Below are 21,262 nucleotides of genomic sequence, written 5' to 3' on the forward strand. Positions count from 1 at the left end.
ATAAAATAAGCTATACTGCTTTTGATTCAAAGTCAATAAAGGATTAAGAATTTTTAATAAATATTGTAAATATTTAGGTTCTGTAAAGTTATCTAACTTAAAATTTTCAAATTATCTATTTTTCTCTGAAAGCTTTAAATGCAGTATCAGTAACGGGATCAAGTAAATATCTAAGTAGTGTTCTAGTACCTGTTACAATTTGTACCTCAGCTTGCATACCGGGGTGTAATTCAAGATTTTTAATTTTAGCAACTTTGTTAAATTCATCCATATCGATTTCAACTCTTGCAACATAATAATTATCTTGCTGTTGTCCTGGATGCTGTCTTTCATCTTGTACGATATCGGGAGATATGCTTACTACTTTACCGGTAAATGTTGGAGTTGTTCTTGATTTAAACGCACTGAAACGTATTTTTGCAACTAATCCCTCATGTACTGAGTCAATGTTTTTTTGAGATACCTTTGCTTCTATTATTAATGGGTCATTAGTTGGCGAAATTTCCATAATAGGTTGTCCGTGACTTATAACACCGCCTATTGTATGATATTTTAAATTATTAACTATACCGTCAACAGGTGATCTGATTATCACACGATTAAGCGAATCCGTCAGGGCATTATATTTTTCTTTAAGAGATGCGGTTTGTACTTGAGCTTCACGAAGCTCTGTTAAAGTCCGTTCAGTGTATTTATTTTGTTGATTTATAATTTTAATTTGAGTTTCGGTAATAGCATGGCGTATTCCTGCTATTTCGGCTTCAGTTGTTGCAACATCGCTTTTTGAAGCGGCGACTTTTGCCTCTTGGTCTAATAAGGCTGCTTTTTGTACAAAGCCTTTTTCTTTTAACGTTCTTAAAGCTTTTAAACGGTCTTGATAAACTTCAGCAGTTTTGGAGGCGGCAACTTTTTTTGCTTCTAAACCTTCAATTTTTTTCTCAAGTTGAGCAATATTTTGATGTAATGCATCTTTCTCTGAGTTATATACTTCTTTTCTAGATCTAAATAAATTTTCCTGCGTATGAATTATTTTAGCTACTTCTGGTAAATTGATATCCTGCATTAGAAAATCAGAGAATGCGATTTGTTCTAAATGATCACGTTCGGCAATTAAACGATTTTCAGTTGCTAAAAAATTACGGTACTGACCAAGAATATTTTCATGTTCGCTTTTTATTCTAGTTTCTTCAAGCTCTATTAATTTATCGCCTTCTTTGACTTTATCACCTTGCTTTACATAAATAGCATTGATTATTCCGCCTTCATGATGTTGAATCGTTTTTTTATTTGTGCTTGGCATTACGATACCGACAGCTACAGCACCACTATCAAGCGGAGCAAGAGCCGACCATAATCCGCCCATTAATACTAAAAAGATAATAACATAAATACCAAAAAGTATAGGTGACCTTGCAGCTTGGGCTACGTTATTACGATCTTTATCGGTTTTCTTGGTAATAAAATTAACAAACCTATCAAGTTTTACTAATAAGAATTCTATAGTATGAGAGGTTTTCTTTAATGCAGTATTTATTAAAGCTTTACGTTTAGAACTTTGACCTTTAAGGTTTAACGCATCTTCTCTTAAGGACAATAATTGTTTTAATTGTTCCGGAGTAATTTGAGGTTTATTGTGTTTTAAGTCCTGCATAATATTTAATCATTATTATATTTAGTCAGCATTGTTTGTATTTTGCGTCATTGCGAGGATATGACGTAGTAATTGACGAAGCAATCTTGATAGAATTCATGAGCTTGCCACGCTTACTAACGTTCGCTCACAATGATGATTTGGAAGCCATGAAACAATGCCAATCAAGTCACGATTTAATATGAATTGTACCGCTTTTTAAAGTTTTAAAGTGTTTTTGAATCTCTTCTTCCGTTCCATAAACTGCAACGGCTCCATCCTGTAATATTAGAATTTTATCAACAACGGATAATACTGATGGTCTATGTGAAATTACAAGAACTGCTATTCCTTTAAGTTTTGCTTGTTTTAAGGCACTTGCAAGGGCCACTTCACCTGCCTCATCTAAATTAGCATTAGGCTCATCTAAAATGATGAGTTTTGGATTACCGTAAAAAGCTCTAGCAAGCCCGATACGCTGTCTTTGACCACCTGATAGATTCGAGCCTGCAGGACCAATATCAGAATCATAACCGTTAGGGAATCTTAATATCATTTCATGAGCTCCGGCTATTTTAGCTGCTTCAATAACTTTTTGCGGATCGGCATCTTCTTCCATTCTAGCTATATTTTGTTTAATACTACCGCTAAAAAGTTCTATTCCTTGAGGAAGATAGCCGACATGTCTACCGAAATCTTCTCTATTCCAACGATAAATTTCAGCACTATCTAAACGTACGGAACCTGATGATTCTTTCCATACCCCGACTATGATTTTAGCTAAAGTTGATTTTCCTGTAGCCGAAGGACCGATAATTGCTAAAACTTCGCCCGGTTGTACTGCAAAACTAACGCCTTTTAAGATATATTTCGGTACGGGAGGTTGCGGTAAATATTTTGGTATAGGGTGAGCATAATAAATATTTTCAACAGTAAGATGACCATCAACGTTCGGAATTGGCATCGTTTCGTCTCTAGAAGAATAAGTGTTAAATAAATTATTAATGTTTTTGTATGATTTAATAGCACCGCTCATACTTTTCCATAAATCAATAGCATTATCGAAAGGAGCAAGAGCTCTACCGACTATGATAGAACTCATAATCATATTACCGGGAGTCATATCTGCACTGTGAGATTTGACAACAATGTAAGCACCGACTCCGGTAACAGCCATTTGCATTATATTACGGATAAACCTTGAAAAGTTAGAAATAACACCATTACGATAGCTAGCAACCGATTGCTTATCAAGTGCTAATATGTTAAATTTATGCCAATTTTTTGTAACATTCTTCATCATTCCCATTGCTTCAATTGCTTCTGCATTTCTGTTTGCAATATCGGCTTGTGTCATACCTTTTATCGAAAATTCGGTAGCTTCACCGAGTGTTTTATTAGTAGCTGCAGCGTTAAAGAAAGCGGTTGAAACTATTATAATTGCACCAAAAACGGTAATAAGACCGATATATGGATGAATTGAAAAAATAACCACAATATAGATAAGGCTCCAAGGGGCATCGAATAAAGTATTAATTCCGGTACTTGTTAGGAATGTTTTGACGGCTTGAAAATCACGTAATAATTGGCTAGAACCCATATTTGCTCGTGTTGCAGCTGCAGAAATTGAAGAAGCAAAAATTACGGGAGCTACTGTTCTATCAAGCCATTCTCCTACCTTTATAAGTGTAAAAGAACGAGCAATTTGTAATAATCCGTAAACAAAATAAATATATGCGATTATTATTGATAAAAATAATAATGTTTGTAGATTACCGCTTCCAAGGACTCTATCAAGAACTTGTAGTGAGTAAAGAGGAGTAATTAACATTAGTAAGTTGATTACAAAAGCAAACCAAAAGACTATCCAAAAAGTTGTTCTACATTCGCCTAATGCTATTACTAGCGGGTTTTTGTTATTTAGATTATTATTTTTATTATCCATATTAGTTATATTATAAATAATTATTAATTAATTCTTCAGCAATTTGAATACTGTTTAAAGCTGCTCCTTTACGTAAGTTATCACATGTGATCCATAGATTTATCGTATTATCTCTACTTACGTCATTTCTAATTCGGGAGACATATACGGCATCTTCGCCTACCACTTCAACGGGTGAGATATACGCAAGGTAATTATTATTAGAAATTGTAACAATTCCATCGGCATCTTGTAATATTTCTTCGACTTCTTTGGCATCAATTTTGTCGTTAAATTCTATGTTAACCGATATAGAATGACCGATAAATACTGGTACTCTAACAGAAGTAACGCTAGCTTTAAAGTGATTACCTATAATTTTGTTTAGTTCAGAAGCAATTTTTGCTTCTTCACTTGTATAGCCATCTTTATTTAAATCACCTATATGAGGAAAAAGATTAAATGCAATCTGTTTTGGAAATTTCTTAGGATCATTCTCTCCAAAAACATATTTAGATTTTGTTTGGTCGTAGAGTTCGTCCATTCCTGCTTTACCTGCTCCTGATACTGATTGATAAGTAGATATCACTACTCTTTTAATCTTTATTTCATTATCTAGCGGTTTTAATGCTACTGCAAGCGGAATGACGATACAGTTAGGGTTAGCTATGATATTTTTAGTATTAAACTTTTTAAGTGTTGATAAATTAACCTCAGGTACAATTAACGGCACTTGATTATCAACTCTAAAAAGTGAGGATTTGTCGATAACTACACAATTACTAGCAGTAGCTTTTGGTATAAATTCTTTTGAAACTTCTGAACCTGCACAAAAAAAAGCAATATCGATATCGTCAAAATGTAAACTTTTTAAACTATTAATTTGTAGTATTTTTTCTCCAAAGCTTACTTCCCGCCCTAGAGAGTTATCTGAAGCTATAGCATAAACTTTATTAATGGGGAAATTACGCTCAGCTAGAATATTGAGAGTTTCACGCCCTACATTTCCTGTAGCTCCGATTACTGCAATATTGTATTTTTTAGTCATTATTTATTAATCCGATGAGTTTTTCACCTCCGATAATATGGAAATGGAAATGAAAAATAGTTTGTCCTGATTTCTCGCCTTTATTAGTTATTAAACGATAACCGTCTTTATCTAAACCCGCTTCATTTGCTATATCAGAAAGTTTAGCAAAAAAATGTTTTATTTCATCTATAGAAGCTTTAGAGATGAAATCGGCATAATCTATATATTCGTTTTTAGGTATAACGATAATATGTACAGGTGCTACGGGTGCTATATCTTTGAATGCTAAAATTTGTTCGTCTTCATAAATTATTTCTGCCGAAAGATTTTTACCTATGATTTTTGCAAAAACATTTTCTTTGTTATAAATCATGTTATTCCTGTTAAAAGCTTTATTGTATGGCTTGATTTTCTGTCATTGCAAGTAAAAAATGTAAGTTTTGACGAAGCAATCCAGTAAGAAATGCTAATTTTAGCATTTCTTTAATTTTTTTCTGGATTGCCGTGTAGTCTACGACTGCTCGCAATGACGATTTAATATTTATGAAACCACGTTTCTGTTAAGCAAGCATACTACGTTTTAGAAATTTTAATTCAGCTTCAATTCGAGAGTTGGCAATTATTATATCTTCTAGTCGGTAATTATTTCTTTTTAAATAATTTTCTCTAATATCTGAAGCAAAAAAGCCGAAGCCTAATATTAAGACTATCTTAAATATAAACTTTAACTCTTCGATATTAATCGCTGTAACGATTATATTCGCTATTACGGCAATAGCAACAATTAACCACATTTTATGGTATAATGCCCAAAATATACTTAAAAGAGCCGCTATCCATGAAAAGCCTTCTGCAATAACAATAAAATTATTATTTTTTTGTGTGGAGTTAATGTATATTGCGTATATATTCATTATTTAAGTTTAAGCCTTGAAAATTCAAGGGACAATAATTAATTAAATTGGATTAGTCAAGTATACTCGTTTAATTTGGAAAATTGGCTACGTCGTTTTGGTAAGTCCTCGGATGCTCATGTATTAATATACGCTCCGCTCCTCGGCTTACAGACTCCTTGCTCTTTTCCAAATTAAACTTCGTCTACTTAACAGTAATTCTAATAGTACTTAATTAACAACTTAATATCAATAAATTTTATATTATGTCAGATAATTTAGCCTTACATGGTACAACAATACTTTGTTTAAAAAAGAACGAAGAAATAATTATAGCAGCAGATGGACAAGTCTCGCATGGTAATACCGTACTAAAATCTACAGCACGAAAACTTCGGACTATAGCAAATAATAAAATTATTGCCGGTTTTGCGGGTTCTACGGCTGACGGTCTTGCGTTATTTGAAAAACTTGCAGTAAAGATAGAGCAACATAAGTATAATTTACTTAGAAGTGCAGTTGAGCTTGCAAAAGATTGGCGTAGCGATAAATATTTGAGACGTTTGGAAGCAATGATGATTGTTGCTGATCGTAGTCATATATTAATTTTAACCGGTAACGGTGATGTCGTAGAGCCTGAAAATAATGTGGCAGCAATAGGTTCAGGCGGTTTATTTGCGCTATCTGCCGCTCGCGCTCTAATGTCTTATGAGAATAATTTAACTGCTGAAGAAATTGCTTTAAAATCTATGAATATAGCTGCAGATTTGTGTGTATTTTCTAATCATAATATTATAATGGAAAAAGTTGTATGAAAGCTACTAAAACTACTTATAAAAAAGACCCTATGGGGCTTACCCCTTCTCAAATAGTGAATGAACTTAATAGATTTATCGTAGGTCAAGAAAAGGCCAAAAAAGCCGTTGCTATTGCACTTAGAAATCGTTGTCGTCGTAAAAGAGTAGAAGGTAATTTACGTAATGAAATAGTACCGAAAAATATTTTAATGATTGGTTCAACCGGTGTCGGGAAAACGGAAATAGCAAGACGCCTTGCAAAGCTGACTAATTCTCCTTTCTATAAAATTGAAGCAACTAAATTTACCGAAGTCGGATATGTAGGGCGTGATGTAGAATCAATAATTCGTGATTTAGTCGAAATAGCCGTTAATACTGAAAAAACTTTAGCAAAAACGAAAGTAGATCTTCATGCCCGTGAAAAAGCGATCGAGAGAATATTAGATAGTTTAGTAGGTAAAACTTCTAGTAGTGAGACTAGAGAAAAGTTCAAAGAAAAAATTTTAAACGGCGAACTTGATGATACGGAAATTGAAATTAGCGTAGCTGATACTACACCTGTTGGCGGTGGAAGTTTTGAAATACCGGGTATGCCGGGAGCATCTATGGGCGTTCTTAATCTTGGCGATATGATTGGACGAGCCCTTGGCAGCAGTAAGACTAAAACAAAAAAAATGCTAGTTAAAGATGCTATGGCTATTCTTATACCTGAAGAATCAGAAAAATTAATAGACCAAGAAAAAATTATTCAGCAAGCTATAAATTTAGCTGAAAATGACGGTATAGTTTTTATTGACGAAATTGATAAAATAGCTTCAACTGGTAGTTCTGGAGCAAAAAATGCTGAAATAAGTAGAGAGGGAGTGCAAAGAGATTTGCTACCTTTGATAGAGGGCACGACGGTTAATACTAAATATGGACCGGTTAAAACCGATCATATATTATTTATTGCTTCCGGTGCTTTCCATATTGCTAAACCTTCTGATTTATTACCGGAGTTACAAGGAAGGTTACCGATTAGAGTAGAATTAAATTCGCTTACCAAAGATGATATGATTAAAATATTGCTTGAGCCTGAAACTAGTTTAATAAAACAATATTCGGCGTTAATAGGTACTGAAGACGTACATCTTGAATTTGCTGCTTCTGCTATTGAGAAGATAGCGGATTATGCGATCACCGTTAATTTAGAAGTCGAAGATATAGGGGCTAGAAGGCTGCATACTATACTTGAGAATTTGCTTGAGGATATAAGCTTTGAAGCTAGCGAAATGAAAGGCAAAAAAATAACTATCGATGATAAATTCGTAGAAAATCAATTATCAAAAATAATAACTAATCTTGACTTAGCTAAGTTTGTTCTATAGTATGTTTTTCCAATTAATGGTTAAGATAAGATTGTTATTTTTCATCATTACGAGGAAATTACGTCAGTAATTGACGAAGCAATCTCAGGAGTTTGTTATTATTTCATGAGATTGCCACGCAGCCTATGTCTGCTCGCAATAACGATTTAGTAGTATCCATGCAATAACATCTACAACCTAGCAAAATAGCATTTTAAGAAAAATTTCATGATAAGGCATATAGCAAGTCTAACGTGTTAAAGCAGTGTTATCTTCTATAGGGCTTGCACTATCTACTAAAAAGATTTTAATAAATTTAGCTCTGGCAGATTTAGTAAAAGAAGGAAGCCACTTCGATCTTGCTATTGCTTGTGCGATACTTACCGCAATGAATATTTTATCTGAACTTGAAATTGCGGAATATTTGATAATAGGAGAGCTATCATTAGACGGTTCAAGCTTACTGGTAAGTGGAGCTTTACCTGCAGCGATTGGGGCTTCTGTTAGAGGTAAAGGTCTTATTTGTTCAAGTAAAAACAGCTCAGAAGTTGCTTGGTCGGGTAATGATAATATACTTGTTGCAGGTAATTTAATTGAACTAGTAAATCATTTTAAAGGTTCACAAGTTTTAACTCCTCCGGAAGCTAAGCTACAAGATGAGCCGATAAATTATCCCGATTTTAAAGATATAAAAGGTCAAACAATTGCTAAACAAGCTTTAGAAATTGCAGCATCAGGTGGCATAACCTTTTAATTTTTAATGTTCGGTTCTCCCGGAACCGGTAAATCAAGACTTGCTGCCTGTCTTCCCAGTATACTACCTAAAATGTCTACAAAAGAAATTTTAGAATGTAGTACGATTACAAGTATTGCAGGAAAATTTTTAGACGGTAAACTTACCAAAGCAAGGCCGTGCAGAACTCCACATTATTCATGCTCACTGGCCGCCATGGTCGGTGGCGGTGTCGGAAAAAAAGTAAAGCCTGGGGAAATTACGCTAGCTCATAACGGAGTATTATTTTTAGATGAACTACCTGAATTTCCACAGCATGTTATTGATGCATGAAGACAGCCTATTGAAAATGGTGAAATACTAATCTCACGATCAAATGCTCATATAAAATATCCGGCAAATTTCCAGTTAATAGCAGCTATGAATCCTTGTAAATGCGGTTATTGAGGCGATTCTTATAAGGAATGTATGAAAGCTCCAAAATGTGCTAGCGACTATCAAATGAAAGTATCGGGACCTATTATGGATAGATTTGATTTGTATATAGAAGTATCTAGTATTAATGTTTATAATTATGATTTGATTGTCTGAGGAAGAATCTGAATATATAGCTGCAAGAGTCGAGAAAGTACGTTTAATTCAAGAAAAGAGATATGAGGGCTATAATATTAAAACAAATAACAGATTAGATGGGCAGTTGTTAATAGATTATGCTATGCCTGCGGATGAAGGTAAAGATTTACTGAATGAAGTGGCAAATAAATTTTGTTTATCAATGCGTGTTTATAACCGAATACTTAGAGTAGCACGCACGATTGCTGATCTTGAGAATGTTGATAAGGTCTTGAAAGTGCATATTGCGGAAGCTTTGAGTTACCGTAAAATGGAATTTAATAATATGTATACGAAGATCAACTTCAAAAATGCTACGTCGTCCTACAAGAGCTTCGGTACTCACGTATTAAGTATACGCTGCGTTCCTCGCCTTGTGGACTCCTTGCTCTTTTTGAAGTTGATCTTCGTATACTGTCTTCATTTTTTGCAATATATTTAAGATGATTTAAGGATAAAAGATATGAGTACTATAATAAGTTTTGATTACTCTATAAAATATTTATTAAAAGATAAAGGGGATTATGAAATAGTCGCGGGATTTATTTCGGCTATTCTTAAAGATGCTGGTTATAGTTCTGTTAAAATAAAAGCCCTACTAGAAAATGGCAGTAATAAAGAAAATGATAGCTTAAAATCTAGCGTAGCAGATGTCATTGTGGAAGATGAAGAAGGGCATAAATATATAGTAGAAATAGATAAATCCTATACAAATCTTTTTAATGCATAAAGCTTGTTTTAATTCTAGTAGATTAATAGTTGATAGTATTTCTAAGAGCGAGGATTATTCTACTATAAAAAAATATTTCATATTAATTTATTGTATTTTCCTTTTGATAATATGAAAGCACCTTTATATCACGGTAAGACTATTTTTAGAGAAGTTGATAAAAAACACCCTATGAAATTTTCTTTGGGAGATATGAGAGGTAAAATATTTGATTTATATAATGTATTTCCAGAATATATTGTAATATCAGTACCATTATTTAATGATGTTATAAGAGATGAATTGGATAGCTATATGTAGTAAAACATTCTGAAGTTAAGAAAGATTTTAAATCACCATATATGAAGAAAGTAGCAAAACGTCTTGATATACTTAAGATGACTCCTAAAGAGCAAATAATTTATCGTGCCTATATGAATAAACGCTATAAAGAGTGTGATTATATAGTTTCTGCTGAAGAAAAAGTTAGAGAACAAGGTATGGCAAAAGGAATAGAGTAGGGAAGGAAAAAAGGTAAACAAGAAGGTATACAAGAAGGCGAAGTGACAAAAAGTATAAAACTAGCAAAAAAGATGTTAATGCAAAAAAACTCGATAGAAAAAATACATGAGATTACCGAAGTATCTATAAAAGAAATAGAGCGATTACAAACAGAAATTGAGAACCTTAAAAAATAACTATCTTTAATGACAAAAATTTACTTTATAGCTGGTGAGGTGTCGGGGGACTTTTTAGGTGGTCGTATAATGCAGCATTTAAAAAACAATACAGGAGTACAACTCAATTCACCTGTATCAAGCTTTGTGAATGACGCTGTACAGTTTGTTGGTGTTGGCGGCAAATATATGGAGGAAGCCGGTAGCTTTAAAAGCTTATTTCCTATTACTTCCATAAATTTAATGGGTTTTGTAGAAATTTTGCCTCATATTTTTAAGCTTAAAAAATTAATTGATAAAACTGTGGAGGATATAATAAATAGTAAAGCTGATTTATTAATTACCATAGATTCACCAGGGTTTACTTATCGTGTGGCAAAGCGAGTAAGGAAACTTTTACCAAAGCTGAAAATGATTCATATCGTTGCACCGTCAGTTTGGGCATATAAAGAGGGTAGAGCAGTAAAATACGCTAAAATTTATGATTGTTTATTTGCTTTACTACCGTTTGAACCTCCATATTTTATTAAAGTCGGTCTTGATTGTAGATATATAGGTCATCCGATTATGGAGCAAGAGTTTTATAGTGATAAAATAGCTTTACGTGAAGAGTTTAAAATAGATGAGAATGAGAGAGTTTTGTGTGTTACTCTTGGTAGTAGAAAGGATGAGATTCTAAGGCATTTATCGGTTTTTGTTTCTTCTATTGAAGAAGTATTCAAGAGTTGTAATAATCTTAAAGTTATATTTACTCTTGCAAATCCTGCTCATGAGGCAATAATAAAACCGTTTCTAGAAGATGTTAAGTTTAATTATTTATTTTCAAGTGAGAGACTTAAAACTTATGCTGTTGCGGATGTAGCTTTAGCAAAATCCGGTACTAATACTTTAGAGATAGCAGCTTCCGGTACTCCTATGATTGTGGCTTATAAAGTTAATCTTATAAGCTTTTTTATTATCAGGCTATTGATAAAAATAAAATATGTTACGTTGATAAATATTATAGCCGATAAAGAAATAATTCCGGAATTTATCCAATTTAATTGCCTAGCTAATCTTATTAGTAATAAGCTTCAAGAGTTATTATTTAATTCTAAGAAAGCTTATGAGCAGGTAATAGAAAGCCAAAAAATTTTGCAGCAATTAGGATTTAAATTAAACCGATCACAGCTAAATTCAGAAAGTTTTAGACACGATGAATTTAAAGGTAAGCTAGCTAGGTGTACAAAAGTATTTGAACACAGGCTTAGCTTGGAAAATTCGCTTGTATCAAGTGATCGAGATGACGCTGTACCTTCTTATATAGCTGCAGAAATTATTAAACAGGAGTTCTTAGAACCTAAAATAAAGTTGTTAAAAGAGAAAGATTAGTACTTGAAACCGGTGGTCCACAACATTTTCTGAATTATAATAAACATTAATATTAATATAATAACAAAATATATTTCCATGTTTTTTCTTATAGTATTAATTTGTTTCATTAAAATTTTTAAATCATTGGAAATTTTTTTGTATTCCTCATTGTTATCAGAACGCATTGTTGTCAAGAAACCGGATAAGTTTCCTAACTTATTTTGTAAAGCTTTTAACCTTTCAGTATGTTCTTCGTGTTTTAGATCTGTATTGTGATCTTGTATCATAATATATAATGCCCATTATAAGATCAGTATTAACGCCGGTATAGTAATATGTACTATGAATAAAGATTTATATTTCTTGTTTGTAACAAAAATTCTAACTTTTTCATTTTACAGGAGTATACTATTATTATAGTAAATTGGTTTGCGTTATTAATTTGTTGCTCATTAGTCATCTAATTTTAATTACCAAATATTAAAACTATTGATTGATTTAGTACAAACTATATAATTTAAATTTAGCAAAAAATTAGTTTTACTATATGTTATTTCAAATGTCAAGAAAAAACCATATTTCGTGGTATTTTTTTTATCAATATTTCTAAGCCTTATAAAAATAATAGTTATTATGTTAAACAACCTATTAAAAACTAAACTTTTTTTAGTTATAGTATCTCTAACTATATTTATTACTTTGCTAAATTTTAGTATATTTTATATTTTTGTGCCGGGTGATCTTACTCAAAATAAAACGATAATTATTGAACCTAAATTATCCGTAAATCAAATAGTTACAAAACTTTATTCTAATGAAGTAATCAAATATCCAAGAATTTTTAAGGTAATTGCTAAAATTTATTCTATAAAAAGACCCCTTAAAAGTGGTGAATATGTGTTTACTCGTAATATATCACCTCTGCAAACTTTAAGAATATTAGCAAGCGGTAAATCTATAATACACAAGATAATTGTCCCGGAAGGTACGGTAGTTAGTGAGGTTATAAAGAAAATTAATGAAGAAAGTCGATTACTTGGAGAAATAAAAGGGATAATACCTGAAGGTTTTTTAATGCCTTCCACGTATTTTTTTTCTTACGGTGATCAAAAAGAGCAGATAATTGATCACATGAGAAATTTAATGTCTGCTAATTTAGATAAAGTAATGCAAAATCTTGCACCGGATTCTCCATTAAAAACTAGACTTGAGGTATTAACGCTAGCTTCAATAATTGAAAAAGAAGCCGGCTCAAATGCAGAAAAACCTATTATAGCAGCAGTATTCATTAATCGTTTAAAGAAAAATATGAAGCTACAAGCCGATTCGACTACTATATATGCTTTGACTGAAGGAAAATTTAAATTAGCAAGAGCTTTAACAAAAAAAGATTTATTGCAAGAACTACCCTATAATACTTATTATATAAAAGGTTTACCACCCGGTCCGATTTCTTGTCCGTCGTTAAAATCTTTAGAAGCAGTGGTAAAATCTGCTAAAACGGATGCATTATTTTTTGTAGTTGATGGTAAAGGCGGGCATAATTTTTCTAACAATCTTAATGATCATAATAGATTTGTTGAAACTTATCGAAAAAGTTTGATTAAAGTACCTGAGCCGGCAATTGATCCTGAAAAACCATCTACTCGATGAACTTCAAAAATTGGCTACGTCGTCTTATAAGAGCTGTGGTGCTCATGTATTAAGTATACGCTCCGCTCCTTGCCTTATAGACTCCTTGCTCTTTTTGAAATTGATTTGCGTATATTTTTATCTACTTAAGGGATGTTATCATGAATAATAGTGAATTTAGTAAAATAGCTGAGACAACAATTGCATATATAGCAGAAAAGATAGAAGAGCAGGATAAAGAAGCAAGTATAGATGTAGATTTACAAGGCGATATATTAAACCTTGATACTGATAAAGGGGTATATGTAATAAATAAACAAAGTGCCGCCAAAGAAATTTGGTTGTCGTCGCCGGTTAGCGGTCCTTATCATTTTTTGTATGAACAAGGCGCATGGACAAATAGAGCAGGGCTTGAATTAATGGCTATTTTAACTGAAGAACTTAATATTAAATTTTGATACTTGCCCCACTTGAAAAATTAGCCACAATGTCTTTGTAAGACCTCGGATGCTGAACGTTTAATATACGCTCCACTCCTCGGCTGACAGACCTATTACTCTTTTCCAAGTTAAACTTCGTATCACTACTCTTCATTTTACTTCGGAGTATATATGAAAGATTTTGAAACTGCCGATAGTGCTGAAAAAGTTTATGATTTAATAATAAAAAATGTTCCTACTAGTGCATCTATATTCATTGATGTTGACGATACGCTTATAACTCCTAAATCAAAAACTTTTAAGCAGCCGCCTTATAATCAAATAATTGATAGAATTAAGGAAAATAAAAGTAGTTATGACAATTATAAGGAAATTATCAGTAATTGGCGTTTGCAGCGAAAAGTAATATTAATTGATGAAGAGTGGGTAGAAGTTATAAACAAGCTCAAGGAAAAGTTTCCGGTTTATGGTCTTACACAAATGAATACGGGAGCATTCGGCAATATTCCTTCTATGCAAGATTGGCTATATAAAGAACTAAAAGAGCTGGGTCTCAAATTTTCAGATAATGAAAAATTAGCAATTTATAATTCAGGACAAAAGGATGATGCTATTTTTTATAAAGGTATATTTATAACTGGTAATCACTCAAACAGTGGTACTTTATCAAAATTTTCTGAAGAGCTAAATGCTAGTTTTATTGTATTTGTTGATGATTGTGCGAAGCATATTGAAGATGTAGGAGATTATTGTAAAAAGAATAAAATAGGTTTTTTAGACATTTTATTTGACGGGCTTAAAAATTTAACAGGCGAACCTGATCCTACACTTGCCGAATTTTAAGAATCATATTTAATAGAAAACGCTAAATGGCTTGAAGACATAGAAGCTTATGGGCTAATGGTCAGGAAGTAATAATTAAATAGAATACATGCCTACATAGATATCATCATTGCGAGCAGCCATATAGGCGGTGTGGCAATCCATAAAAAATAATAAAAATTCTGTAAATCAGAATTTTTAACTAGATTGCTTCGTCAATTATTTTATAATTTCCTTGCAATGGTGACTCAGTATCCACGCAACAATGCCACGCAGGAATGGTATCGAGAGTCGCACAACACTCTAAATAATCCCTAAAATCCATGAGTTTTAAACATGTACTTTCTAAAAAATTTTTTGATAATATTCGTAGTCTAATACGTCTGTTTCAGCTATCAAAGTTGAGACAGAAATAATCGGCAATATGAGTGGTGAGGTTGTTTTAGATTTACCCTATGCATGGGCAAATGCCTACATATTACAAGCAAATCAAAAATGTTAAGCTAGAATATCCTATTGGAAAATTACAGTTTAGAAATCAAGACTCGAATAAAGCTATTTTAAATACGGGAAAAATCAATATTATTCGTTTAAGCTACGAAATATATCAAAAAACCGGTAATCCTTGTGATATCCACGAAGCAATAATTAGACGAAATTTAATTCATTCACCGGGTTATGGGCTTTTTGCTACTCCCGGTGATCTAAATGGAAATGATATAGTAGCGTTTAACATTGAATGGAATAATATTCCTGATAGCTGGGACACAATATCAGATTATGGTCTTGGTAAAAGCGTGAAATTTAAAGCTATGCCGATTGAATTATATAGTGCAGTTTATGCAGCGGGTGATTTACGTGTTTACAAAATTGTCGATCAAAAAAATCCTGTATATCTTGCGTTACATGGTCAATTTGATCTTAAAGATGAAGAAATAGCTTCTTATATAAATAAAATTATCAAGGGACAAAGAACATTTTTCCATGATAATGATTTTCCTTATTATCTAATAAGCTTAATCGAGGGGAATCAACCTAGACATATGGGCAGAACGGGCTTAACTCATAGTTTTGCTGCATTTATTCCTCAAGGTTTGGACAAATAGGATTATATAACGTTACTTGCTCATGAACATCTATATAATTGGACAGGGAAGAAAATACGTAATAACTTAGAACGATTAAATTATTGGTGGAGTGAGGGATTTACCGATTATTATAGCAGGGTTTTAGCCTTACGTTCTAGTGTTATAACGCTTGAGGAATTTGTAGAAGAATTTAATAAATTCTTTGAGAATTATTATTTATCACCTGTTATAAATGAACCTAATAATTTAATCGAAACAGATTATTGGCAAGATTATGCAGTACAAAGATTGCCATATTATCATGGATTTGTTTTGGCACTTTATTTGGACAATTTCATTAAAGAGAATAATAAGAGTAAATCGCTGGATAATGTTATGCTTGATTTATTTAAAACCTCAAAAGAACAAGAATTTTCAAGCGATTATTTTAAAACAATAGTTAAAAATTATCTTCCAAAGGGCATAGATAAAGAGATAAACGAATATATAGAACAAGGTAAAACTATAGATTTAGCTAATGTTGCTAAAGTGCTGCCGATCGAGACAATAATAATATGGGCATATGATCGTGGTTTTGATAGAGATGCTTTCATAAATAATTATACAATAAAAGATATTGATGAAAATAGTAACGCTTATAAATCTGGACTTAGAAACAGGGACATAGTTATAAAATATAATTTTCCTAAATGGGGTTCTTCTGATCAGATAGTTACAATCAACACAATTAAAGGCGAGTTTCAATTTAGACCTGAAAGTACTAATAAAAAAGATATATAAAGGTTCAAGCCTACTTTGTCTAAAGAAGATAAGCTAAAAATCAAAAAGTTTTTTAACAGCTAAACCTTCTTTTTATCTTAATGTATTATCAATTTTTTAATTATTTATTAATAATATCCATTGACACAACCCAACATTTAAGTTATAATTGCGTCACGATTTAATTTTAAGGGGAAAAATCATGACAAAAAACTATACAGGGCCACAAACTTCAAGAAAAAACATCTAGTTACTTTGATAGTGCTACAATTCATTTTCAAAATGCTACCAAAGCTGCGACAGATTTCACAATGTATGTGCTACCTTAGCAACGGAACATGCTATTAATGTGATAGAAAACGGTGCAAAAACTGTATGTTCCGTTCAGGGTTTTGTTTCTGATGTGAACAACTCTAATTATTCTGTTGTATCTACATTTGCTTAAGCAACCGTAGCAGGCCTTGCAACTTTGGCTTATTACAATCCTCCGGTTCTTATCGGTGCTTTTACCTTAGGGGCAATTTTAATTTCGCCGTCCGATTAAAAAATACAGTAAAAGCAGGACTAACTGCAGGATATGTAGCTTATGAAACTGTGGGAAGGTTTAGTAGCAGGAACAGCAGGTATAGTTTTTCTTATTGCCGATAATATTTACGGTGATACCGCAGAGCTTGCCGGTGCTATTAATACTAACATGATAGAGTATTATAGTTAAAACATTGTCATACTCAATCGTCATTGCGAGGAGTTGCATGGCTTCTATGTCATTCCCGCGAAAGCGTGAATCTAGTAAAACATATAAAAACTTGTTTTTATATGTTTATTTTACCAAATATACAATTTTTGTACCGATAAGATTATTTTTACTGGATCCCCGTTTTCGCGGGAATGACATAGAGAGTCACGCACTAGTTAAACGCTTTATTATCTCTTCTCTATCAATCAAAGGTAAAACGCCTGCGATTTCCGGTCCTGATTCTCTGGCGGTTAAAGCAAGGCGAAGAGGTAAAAATAACTCCTTACCTTTCCTGCCTGTTATATTTGTTATTTCTTTAGTCCAAATGCTCCAGCTATCTTTAGTGATTTCACCTTTCGGTAATAATTCTGCTGCTTGCTTTAAATATTCCTTATCTAAATTTAGATTTTCTACATTCGGAGTTTGATGGCAAATTTTCCACCAATCTTTTACATCACGTAATTTTTGCAAGTTAGGGCTTACCGATAACCAAAAATTTTCATCAATATACTCGGCATCTATTTCTTTCAGGCGTTCTTTTACTGTATCAAAATCTAAACTTATAAGTAATTTATGATTTAATCTTTCTAAATCTTCCGGCTGGTAGATAGTTGGACTTTTAGAGAAACTACTTATCTCAAATTGATTTGCTAGCTTCTCCATTGATTTATAAGGCAAGATTTGTGCTGATGAACCAAGTAAACTAAAAAAGCTAGCGATTGCCATAGCTTCGATTCCAACTTCTTTTCTAAGAGTTGCGATCTCAAACCCTCCAACTCTTTTAGAAATTTTCTCATCTTTATTGATTATTAAACTTAAATGCCCAAAAGTCGGAGGAGTAGTATTTAAAGCCTCAAACATTTGCATTTGAATGGCGGTATTGCTAACGTGATCTTCACCCCTAATAATATGAGTAATATCATAATCAATATCGTCAATAACTGAGCATAACATATAGGTCATACTACCGTCTGCTCTTATCACTATTGGGTCGCTTAAAGCCTTGCCGTCATATTTAACTTCGCCTTTGATCATATCATGCCAGCTAATCGGTTCATGATTTACCAAAAATCTATAATGCGGTTTTCTTCCTTGTTCTATATATTTCTTTGCTTGCTCTTCAGTTAGATTTAAGTTAGCTCGATCATAAATCGGTGGTAAACCTTTAGATAATTGAAATTTACGCTTTAATTCTAGCTCTTCAGGAGTCTCATAGCAGGCATATAATCTTTTTTTGTCTAGTAATAGATTTTTGATTGCATCATATCTACTTAAACGACTTAATTGATTAAATGTCTGATCCCAATTAATATTTAAAAATTTTAGATCTTCCTCGATAGCGTCTTTATATTCCTGTTTACTACGCTCTAAATCCGTATCGTCAAATCTTAAAATAAACTGTCCGTTATGCTTCTTTGCGTATAGCCAGTTAAGCAATGCTGCCCTGATATTCCCGACATGTAACATACCGGTCGGTGACGGAGCAAATCGTGTTATAACTTTTGTCATAAATAAGTAATTTTATTAAGTGTCATCCCGTGGCTTGACCACGGGATCTTGTATCACAGCCTGTGTCCTGAGACCCCGTGATCAAGTCACGGGATGACACTAAACCATTTACGCCGGTTTCTTCTCTAATTTCGCTTTATTCTCTTCAATTAGCTTCATCGCATCATCTAAGCTTAAATTTAGAAAATCATATTTTTTTTGCACTGAAATAAATTTACCCATATATTTTATGTAAGGACCGAATTTACCGTATCCTATCATAATGTCCTCGTCGCTATCTTTATGAATACCTATTTTTAGCGGTAAGCTTAGAAGCTTTAATGCTATATCAAGTGTAATATCATTTTGGTTCAAGCTAGCAGGCACGGGGCTACGCTTTGGCTTTACTTTGCCTTCTTGTTCGCCAAGTTGAATATAAGGTCCGTAAGGTCCTTTTTTCAGATATATTTCTACTCCGTCTTTATCCGTACCTAAAACTTTATTCTCATTAGGCATAGCGGCAGGCTCGCCTTCATTCTCGTTGTTATCGTTACCGCTAACAATAGATTTTCTAAAAGTACATTCAGGGTAATTACTACATGCTAAAAACGCTCCGAACTTACCAAGCTTTAAGCTAAGTTCGCCCGTGTTACATGAAGGACAAACTTTAGATTCTTTATTCTCACCGAACAGGTGATAATCAAGGGCTTTTTGTACATAGCTAATAATCTCGGTTATTTTCTGCTCGTTTACTGATTCAATATTATGGTTAAAACCGCTCCAAAAATTATTTAAAGCAGCTTTCCATTCAAGTTTGCCGGCTGCTATTGCGTCTAATTCGTTTTCAAGTCCTGCAGTAAAATCATATTCAACGTATTTTTTGAAGAAACCGACTAAAAATACCGTTACCAAACGTCCAAGCTCTTCAGGTATAAATCGTTTTTTCTCAAGAGCAACATATTTTCGATCTTGTAAAACCGATAAAATACTAGCATAGGTCGAAGGACGACCGATTCCAAGCTCTTCAAGTTTTTTCACTAAACTTGCTTCTGAATATCTTGGAGGCGGTTCAGTAAAATGTTGATTTGGAATAACTTTTTTAGTTTTAAGCGGCTCTTGTTCTTTTAAAGGCGGCAGCATTGTATTTGCTTCTTCAGCTTTATCGTCCATACTTTCACGATAAACCTTATAAAATCCGTCAAAGGCTATAGTCGATCCGTTTGCTTTTGCCAAATATTCTTTATTTTCCGAAGCTAAATTTGCAACTACCAAATCCATTATAACATTTTCCATTTGGCAGGCTATAGTTCTTTTCCAAATCAACTCATAAAGCTTATAATAATCCTTTTCTAGCTTTTCTTTTAAGCTATCAGGAGTATAAGTAATATTTGTTGGTCTTATTGCTTCATGAGCTTCTTGAGCATTTTTTACTTTGGATTTATAAATTCTAGGGCTAGTCGGTAAATATTTATCGCCGTAACTTTTATCGATTAACTTACGTATATCTGCTATTGCATCATTTGATAATGTAACGCCGTCGGTTCTCATATAAGTAATAAGCCCTATAGTTTCCTTACCTATATCAACACCCTCATAAAGTTTTTGTGCTATTTGCATAGTCTTTTTAGCACTAAAACCTAATTTTCTTGCTGCTTCTTGTTGTAGTGATGCAGTAATAAAAGGAGGTTGTGGTTGACGTTTTTGTTGTTTTTTTTCTATCTTATCAACATGAAATTTTTGAGATTTTAATTTTTCGGTTAAATCTTTGGCGTTTTTTTCGTTAATAATTGAGAATTTTTCTAACTTCTGATCGTTTACGTGAGTCAATTTAGCAGTAAATAGTTCGTTATTACTATTTTGCATTTTAAGGCTAATATCCCAATATTCTTCTGACTTAAAACGCTCTATTTCATCTTCTCGCTCACATATTAATCGCAGAGCCACAGACTGCACACGTCCTGCCGATTTACATCCCGGTAACTTACGCCATAAAAGAGGTGAAAGGGTAAAGCCGACTAAATAGTCTAAAGCTCTTCTTGCTTGTTGGGCATTTACTAAGTTATTGTCAAGTTTCCTAGGGTTTTCAACGGCATGAATAATTGCTTTTTTAGTGATTTCGTTAAATGCTATCCTTTTGAAAAAATCATCGGATTTAACTTGATTCTTTTCTTTTATTACCTCTGCAACATGCCATGAGATAGATTCACCCTCACGATCAGGATCGGTTGCAAGATATACTGCATCAGCTTTTTTAGCATCTTTCACTATGGCATCTACATATTTACCGGCTGTATCGGAAATATCATATTTCATTGCAAAATTTTCATCAGGTAACACCGAGCCTTTTTTAGAAGGTAAATCTCTAATATGACCGAATGATGCAATGACCTTAAACTCATCACCTAAATATTTATTTATCGTTTTTGCCTTTGCCGGCGATTCTACTATTACTAATTTCATCTACTTATTATAAACTAATGATATTTTATTACCGGCGTGACGCGTTACTGTCCCGGCGAGTTCTAATTCTAATATTACCGTATATATGATAGGAAGCGGTAATTCTATTTCTTTTGGTAAATATTCCAAGTCT

At 32.9% G+C, this 21,262-nt stretch carries 22 protein-coding genes and 4 pseudogenes; 16 read left to right on the forward strand and 10 right to left on the reverse strand.

What is annotated here, in order from left to right; all coding sequences use genetic code 11:
* Window positions 1-115: 115 nt before the first annotated feature.
* The 6 genes from RAT170B_RS01665 to RAT170B_RS08175 all read right to left on the reverse strand — a co-directional run bounded on the left by RAT170B_RS01665 (window position 116) and on the right by RAT170B_RS08175 (window position 5,670).
* Window positions 116-1,651 carry an HlyD family type I secretion periplasmic adaptor subunit gene (locus RAT170B_RS01665; RefSeq protein ID WP_014014129.1) on the reverse strand — a complete coding sequence of 512 codons (1,536 nt, stop codon included), beginning with the start codon at window positions 1,649-1,651 and terminating at the stop codon, window positions 116-118.
* A 169-nt stretch (window positions 1,652-1,820) separates the two neighbouring features.
* Window positions 1,821-3,575: a type I secretion system permease/ATPase gene (locus RAT170B_RS01670; protein ID WP_045805433.1), complete on the reverse strand. Its 1,755-nt coding sequence runs from the start codon at window positions 3,573-3,575 to the stop codon at window positions 1,821-1,823.
* A 10-nt stretch (window positions 3,576-3,585) separates the two neighbouring features.
* Window positions 3,586-4,602: an aspartate-semialdehyde dehydrogenase gene (asd, locus tag RAT170B_RS01675; protein ID WP_014014131.1), complete on the reverse strand. Its 1,017-nt coding sequence runs from the start codon at window positions 4,600-4,602 to the stop codon at window positions 3,586-3,588.
* Window positions 4,595-4,954 (reverse strand): HIT domain-containing protein, encoded by a 360-nt coding sequence (locus RAT170B_RS01680; protein ID WP_041404383.1) that lies wholly within the window; start codon window positions 4,952-4,954, stop codon window positions 4,595-4,597. The genes asd and RAT170B_RS01680 overlap by 8 nt, the downstream gene beginning before the upstream one ends.
* Before the next feature lie 190 nt (window positions 4,955-5,144).
* Window positions 5,145-5,498 (reverse strand): DUF2628 domain-containing protein, encoded by a 354-nt coding sequence (locus RAT170B_RS01685; protein ID WP_045805434.1) that lies wholly within the window; start codon window positions 5,496-5,498, stop codon window positions 5,145-5,147.
* Between the two features lie 70 nt (window positions 5,499-5,568).
* Window positions 5,569-5,670: a palindromic element RPE5 domain-containing protein gene (locus RAT170B_RS08175; protein ID WP_014014133.1), complete on the reverse strand. Its 102-nt coding sequence runs from the start codon at window positions 5,668-5,670 to the stop codon at window positions 5,569-5,571.
* 73 nt (window positions 5,671-5,743) lie between these two features.
* On the opposite strand from RAT170B_RS08175, the gene hslV reads away from it, so the two are divergent.
* From hslV to lpxB, 8 genes and pseudogenes are all read left to right on the forward strand, one after another.
* On the forward strand, window positions 5,744-6,292 hold the full coding sequence (gene hslV / locus RAT170B_RS01690) for an ATP-dependent protease subunit HslV (protein ID WP_014014134.1): 549 nt from the start codon (window positions 5,744-5,746) through the stop codon (window positions 6,290-6,292).
* Window positions 6,289-7,641 carry an ATP-dependent protease ATPase subunit HslU gene (gene hslU, locus RAT170B_RS01695; RefSeq protein ID WP_014014135.1) on the forward strand — a complete coding sequence of 451 codons (1,353 nt, stop codon included), beginning with the start codon at window positions 6,289-6,291 and terminating at the stop codon, window positions 7,639-7,641. Before hslV ends, hslU begins: the two co-directional genes overlap by 4 nt.
* A 244-nt stretch (window positions 7,642-7,885) precedes the next feature.
* Window positions 7,886-8,374: a magnesium chelatase domain-containing protein gene (locus RAT170B_RS01700; protein WP_045805435.1), complete on the forward strand. Its 489-nt coding sequence runs from the start codon at window positions 7,886-7,888 to the stop codon at window positions 8,372-8,374.
* 6 nt (window positions 8,375-8,380) lie between these two features.
* Window positions 8,381-8,944 (forward strand): annotated as a pseudogene (locus tag RAT170B_RS11070) (ATP-binding protein).
* Window positions 8,937-9,407 (forward strand): YifB family Mg chelatase-like AAA ATPase, encoded by a 471-nt coding sequence (locus tag RAT170B_RS01710; protein WP_014014136.1) that lies wholly within the window; start codon window positions 8,937-8,939, stop codon window positions 9,405-9,407. The pseudogene RAT170B_RS11070 and the gene RAT170B_RS01710 overlap by 8 nt, the downstream one beginning before the upstream one ends.
* 21 nt (window positions 9,408-9,428) lie before the next feature.
* Window positions 9,429-9,695, forward strand: a complete 267-nt coding sequence (locus RAT170B_RS01715) for a PD-(D/E)XK nuclease family transposase (protein ID WP_045805437.1) — start codon at window positions 9,429-9,431, stop codon at window positions 9,693-9,695.
* Window positions 9,696-9,785: 90 nt separating this feature from the next.
* Window positions 9,786-10,372: pseudogene (locus tag RAT170B_RS12025) on the forward strand (hypothetical protein).
* Window positions 10,373-10,381: 9 nt separating this feature from the next.
* On the forward strand, window positions 10,382-11,722 hold the full coding sequence (gene lpxB, locus RAT170B_RS01730) for a lipid-A-disaccharide synthase (protein WP_045805439.1): 1,341 nt from the start codon (window positions 10,382-10,384) through the stop codon (window positions 11,720-11,722).
* On the opposite strand, the gene RAT170B_RS01735 is transcribed toward lpxB, so the two are convergent.
* Entirely contained in the window at window positions 11,719-11,991 is a 273-nt protein-coding gene (locus tag RAT170B_RS01735; protein WP_014014139.1) for a hypothetical protein, read from the reverse strand. The two genes, lpxB and RAT170B_RS01735, sit on opposite strands and share 4 nt — an antisense overlap.
* 346 nt (window positions 11,992-12,337) lie before the next feature.
* Between RAT170B_RS01735 and mltG the strand changes: the two genes are divergently transcribed.
* The 8 genes and pseudogenes from mltG to RAT170B_RS11085 all read left to right on the forward strand — a co-directional run bounded on the left by mltG (window position 12,338) and on the right by RAT170B_RS11085 (window position 17,160).
* Window positions 12,338-13,357, forward strand: a complete 1,020-nt coding sequence (gene mltG, locus RAT170B_RS01740; protein ID WP_010977088.1) for an endolytic transglycosylase MltG — start codon at window positions 12,338-12,340, stop codon at window positions 13,355-13,357.
* Between the two features lie 140 nt (window positions 13,358-13,497).
* Window positions 13,498-13,794 carry an iron donor protein CyaY gene (cyaY, locus tag RAT170B_RS01745; protein WP_014014140.1) on the forward strand — a complete coding sequence of 99 codons (297 nt, stop codon included), beginning with the start codon at window positions 13,498-13,500 and terminating at the stop codon, window positions 13,792-13,794.
* Between the two features lie 153 nt (window positions 13,795-13,947).
* Window positions 13,948-14,619: a DUF2608 domain-containing protein gene (locus RAT170B_RS01750; protein ID WP_045805440.1), complete on the forward strand. Its 672-nt coding sequence runs from the start codon at window positions 13,948-13,950 to the stop codon at window positions 14,617-14,619.
* 446 nt (window positions 14,620-15,065) lie between these two features.
* Window positions 15,066-15,704, forward strand: coding sequence for a hypothetical protein (locus tag RAT170B_RS01755; RefSeq protein ID WP_261368628.1), 639 nt, complete (start codon window positions 15,066-15,068; stop codon window positions 15,702-15,704).
* A 54-nt stretch (window positions 15,705-15,758) separates the two neighbouring features.
* A pseudogene (locus RAT170B_RS11075) lies at window positions 15,759-15,842 on the forward strand (hypothetical protein); the annotation flags it as partial.
* A gap of 132 nt (window positions 15,843-15,974) precedes the next feature.
* Entirely contained in the window at window positions 15,975-16,466 is a 492-nt protein-coding gene (locus RAT170B_RS11080) for a hypothetical protein (RefSeq protein WP_261368629.1), read from the forward strand.
* A 328-nt stretch (window positions 16,467-16,794) separates the two neighbouring features.
* Window positions 16,795-16,989 (forward strand): annotated as a pseudogene (locus RAT170B_RS12030) (hypothetical protein).
* Between the two features lie 42 nt (window positions 16,990-17,031).
* Window positions 17,032-17,160, forward strand: coding sequence for a hypothetical protein (locus RAT170B_RS11085; protein ID WP_261368630.1), 129 nt, complete (start codon window positions 17,032-17,034; stop codon window positions 17,158-17,160).
* A gap of 186 nt (window positions 17,161-17,346) precedes the next feature.
* Here the strand turns inward: RAT170B_RS11085 and gltX are convergent, their stop codons facing one another.
* The 3 genes from gltX to RAT170B_RS12340 form a co-directional block, all read right to left on the reverse strand.
* A complete protein-coding gene (gene gltX, locus RAT170B_RS01770) occupies window positions 17,347-18,690 on the reverse strand; it encodes a glutamate--tRNA ligase (protein WP_045805441.1) in 1,344 nt (447 codons plus the stop codon).
* Between the two features lie 108 nt (window positions 18,691-18,798).
* Window positions 18,799-21,129, reverse strand: coding sequence for a type I DNA topoisomerase (gene topA, locus RAT170B_RS01775; RefSeq protein WP_045805442.1), 2,331 nt, complete (start codon window positions 21,127-21,129; stop codon window positions 18,799-18,801).
* Window positions 21,130-21,258, reverse strand: a complete 129-nt coding sequence (locus RAT170B_RS12340; protein ID WP_197535033.1) for a hypothetical protein — start codon at window positions 21,256-21,258, stop codon at window positions 21,130-21,132.
* Between the last annotated feature and the right edge of the window lie 4 nt (window positions 21,259-21,262).

It is taken from the genome of Rickettsia argasii T170-B (genome assembly GCF_000965185.1).
Taxonomy (GTDB): Bacteria; Pseudomonadota; Alphaproteobacteria; order Rickettsiales; family Rickettsiaceae; genus Rickettsia; species Rickettsia rickettsii.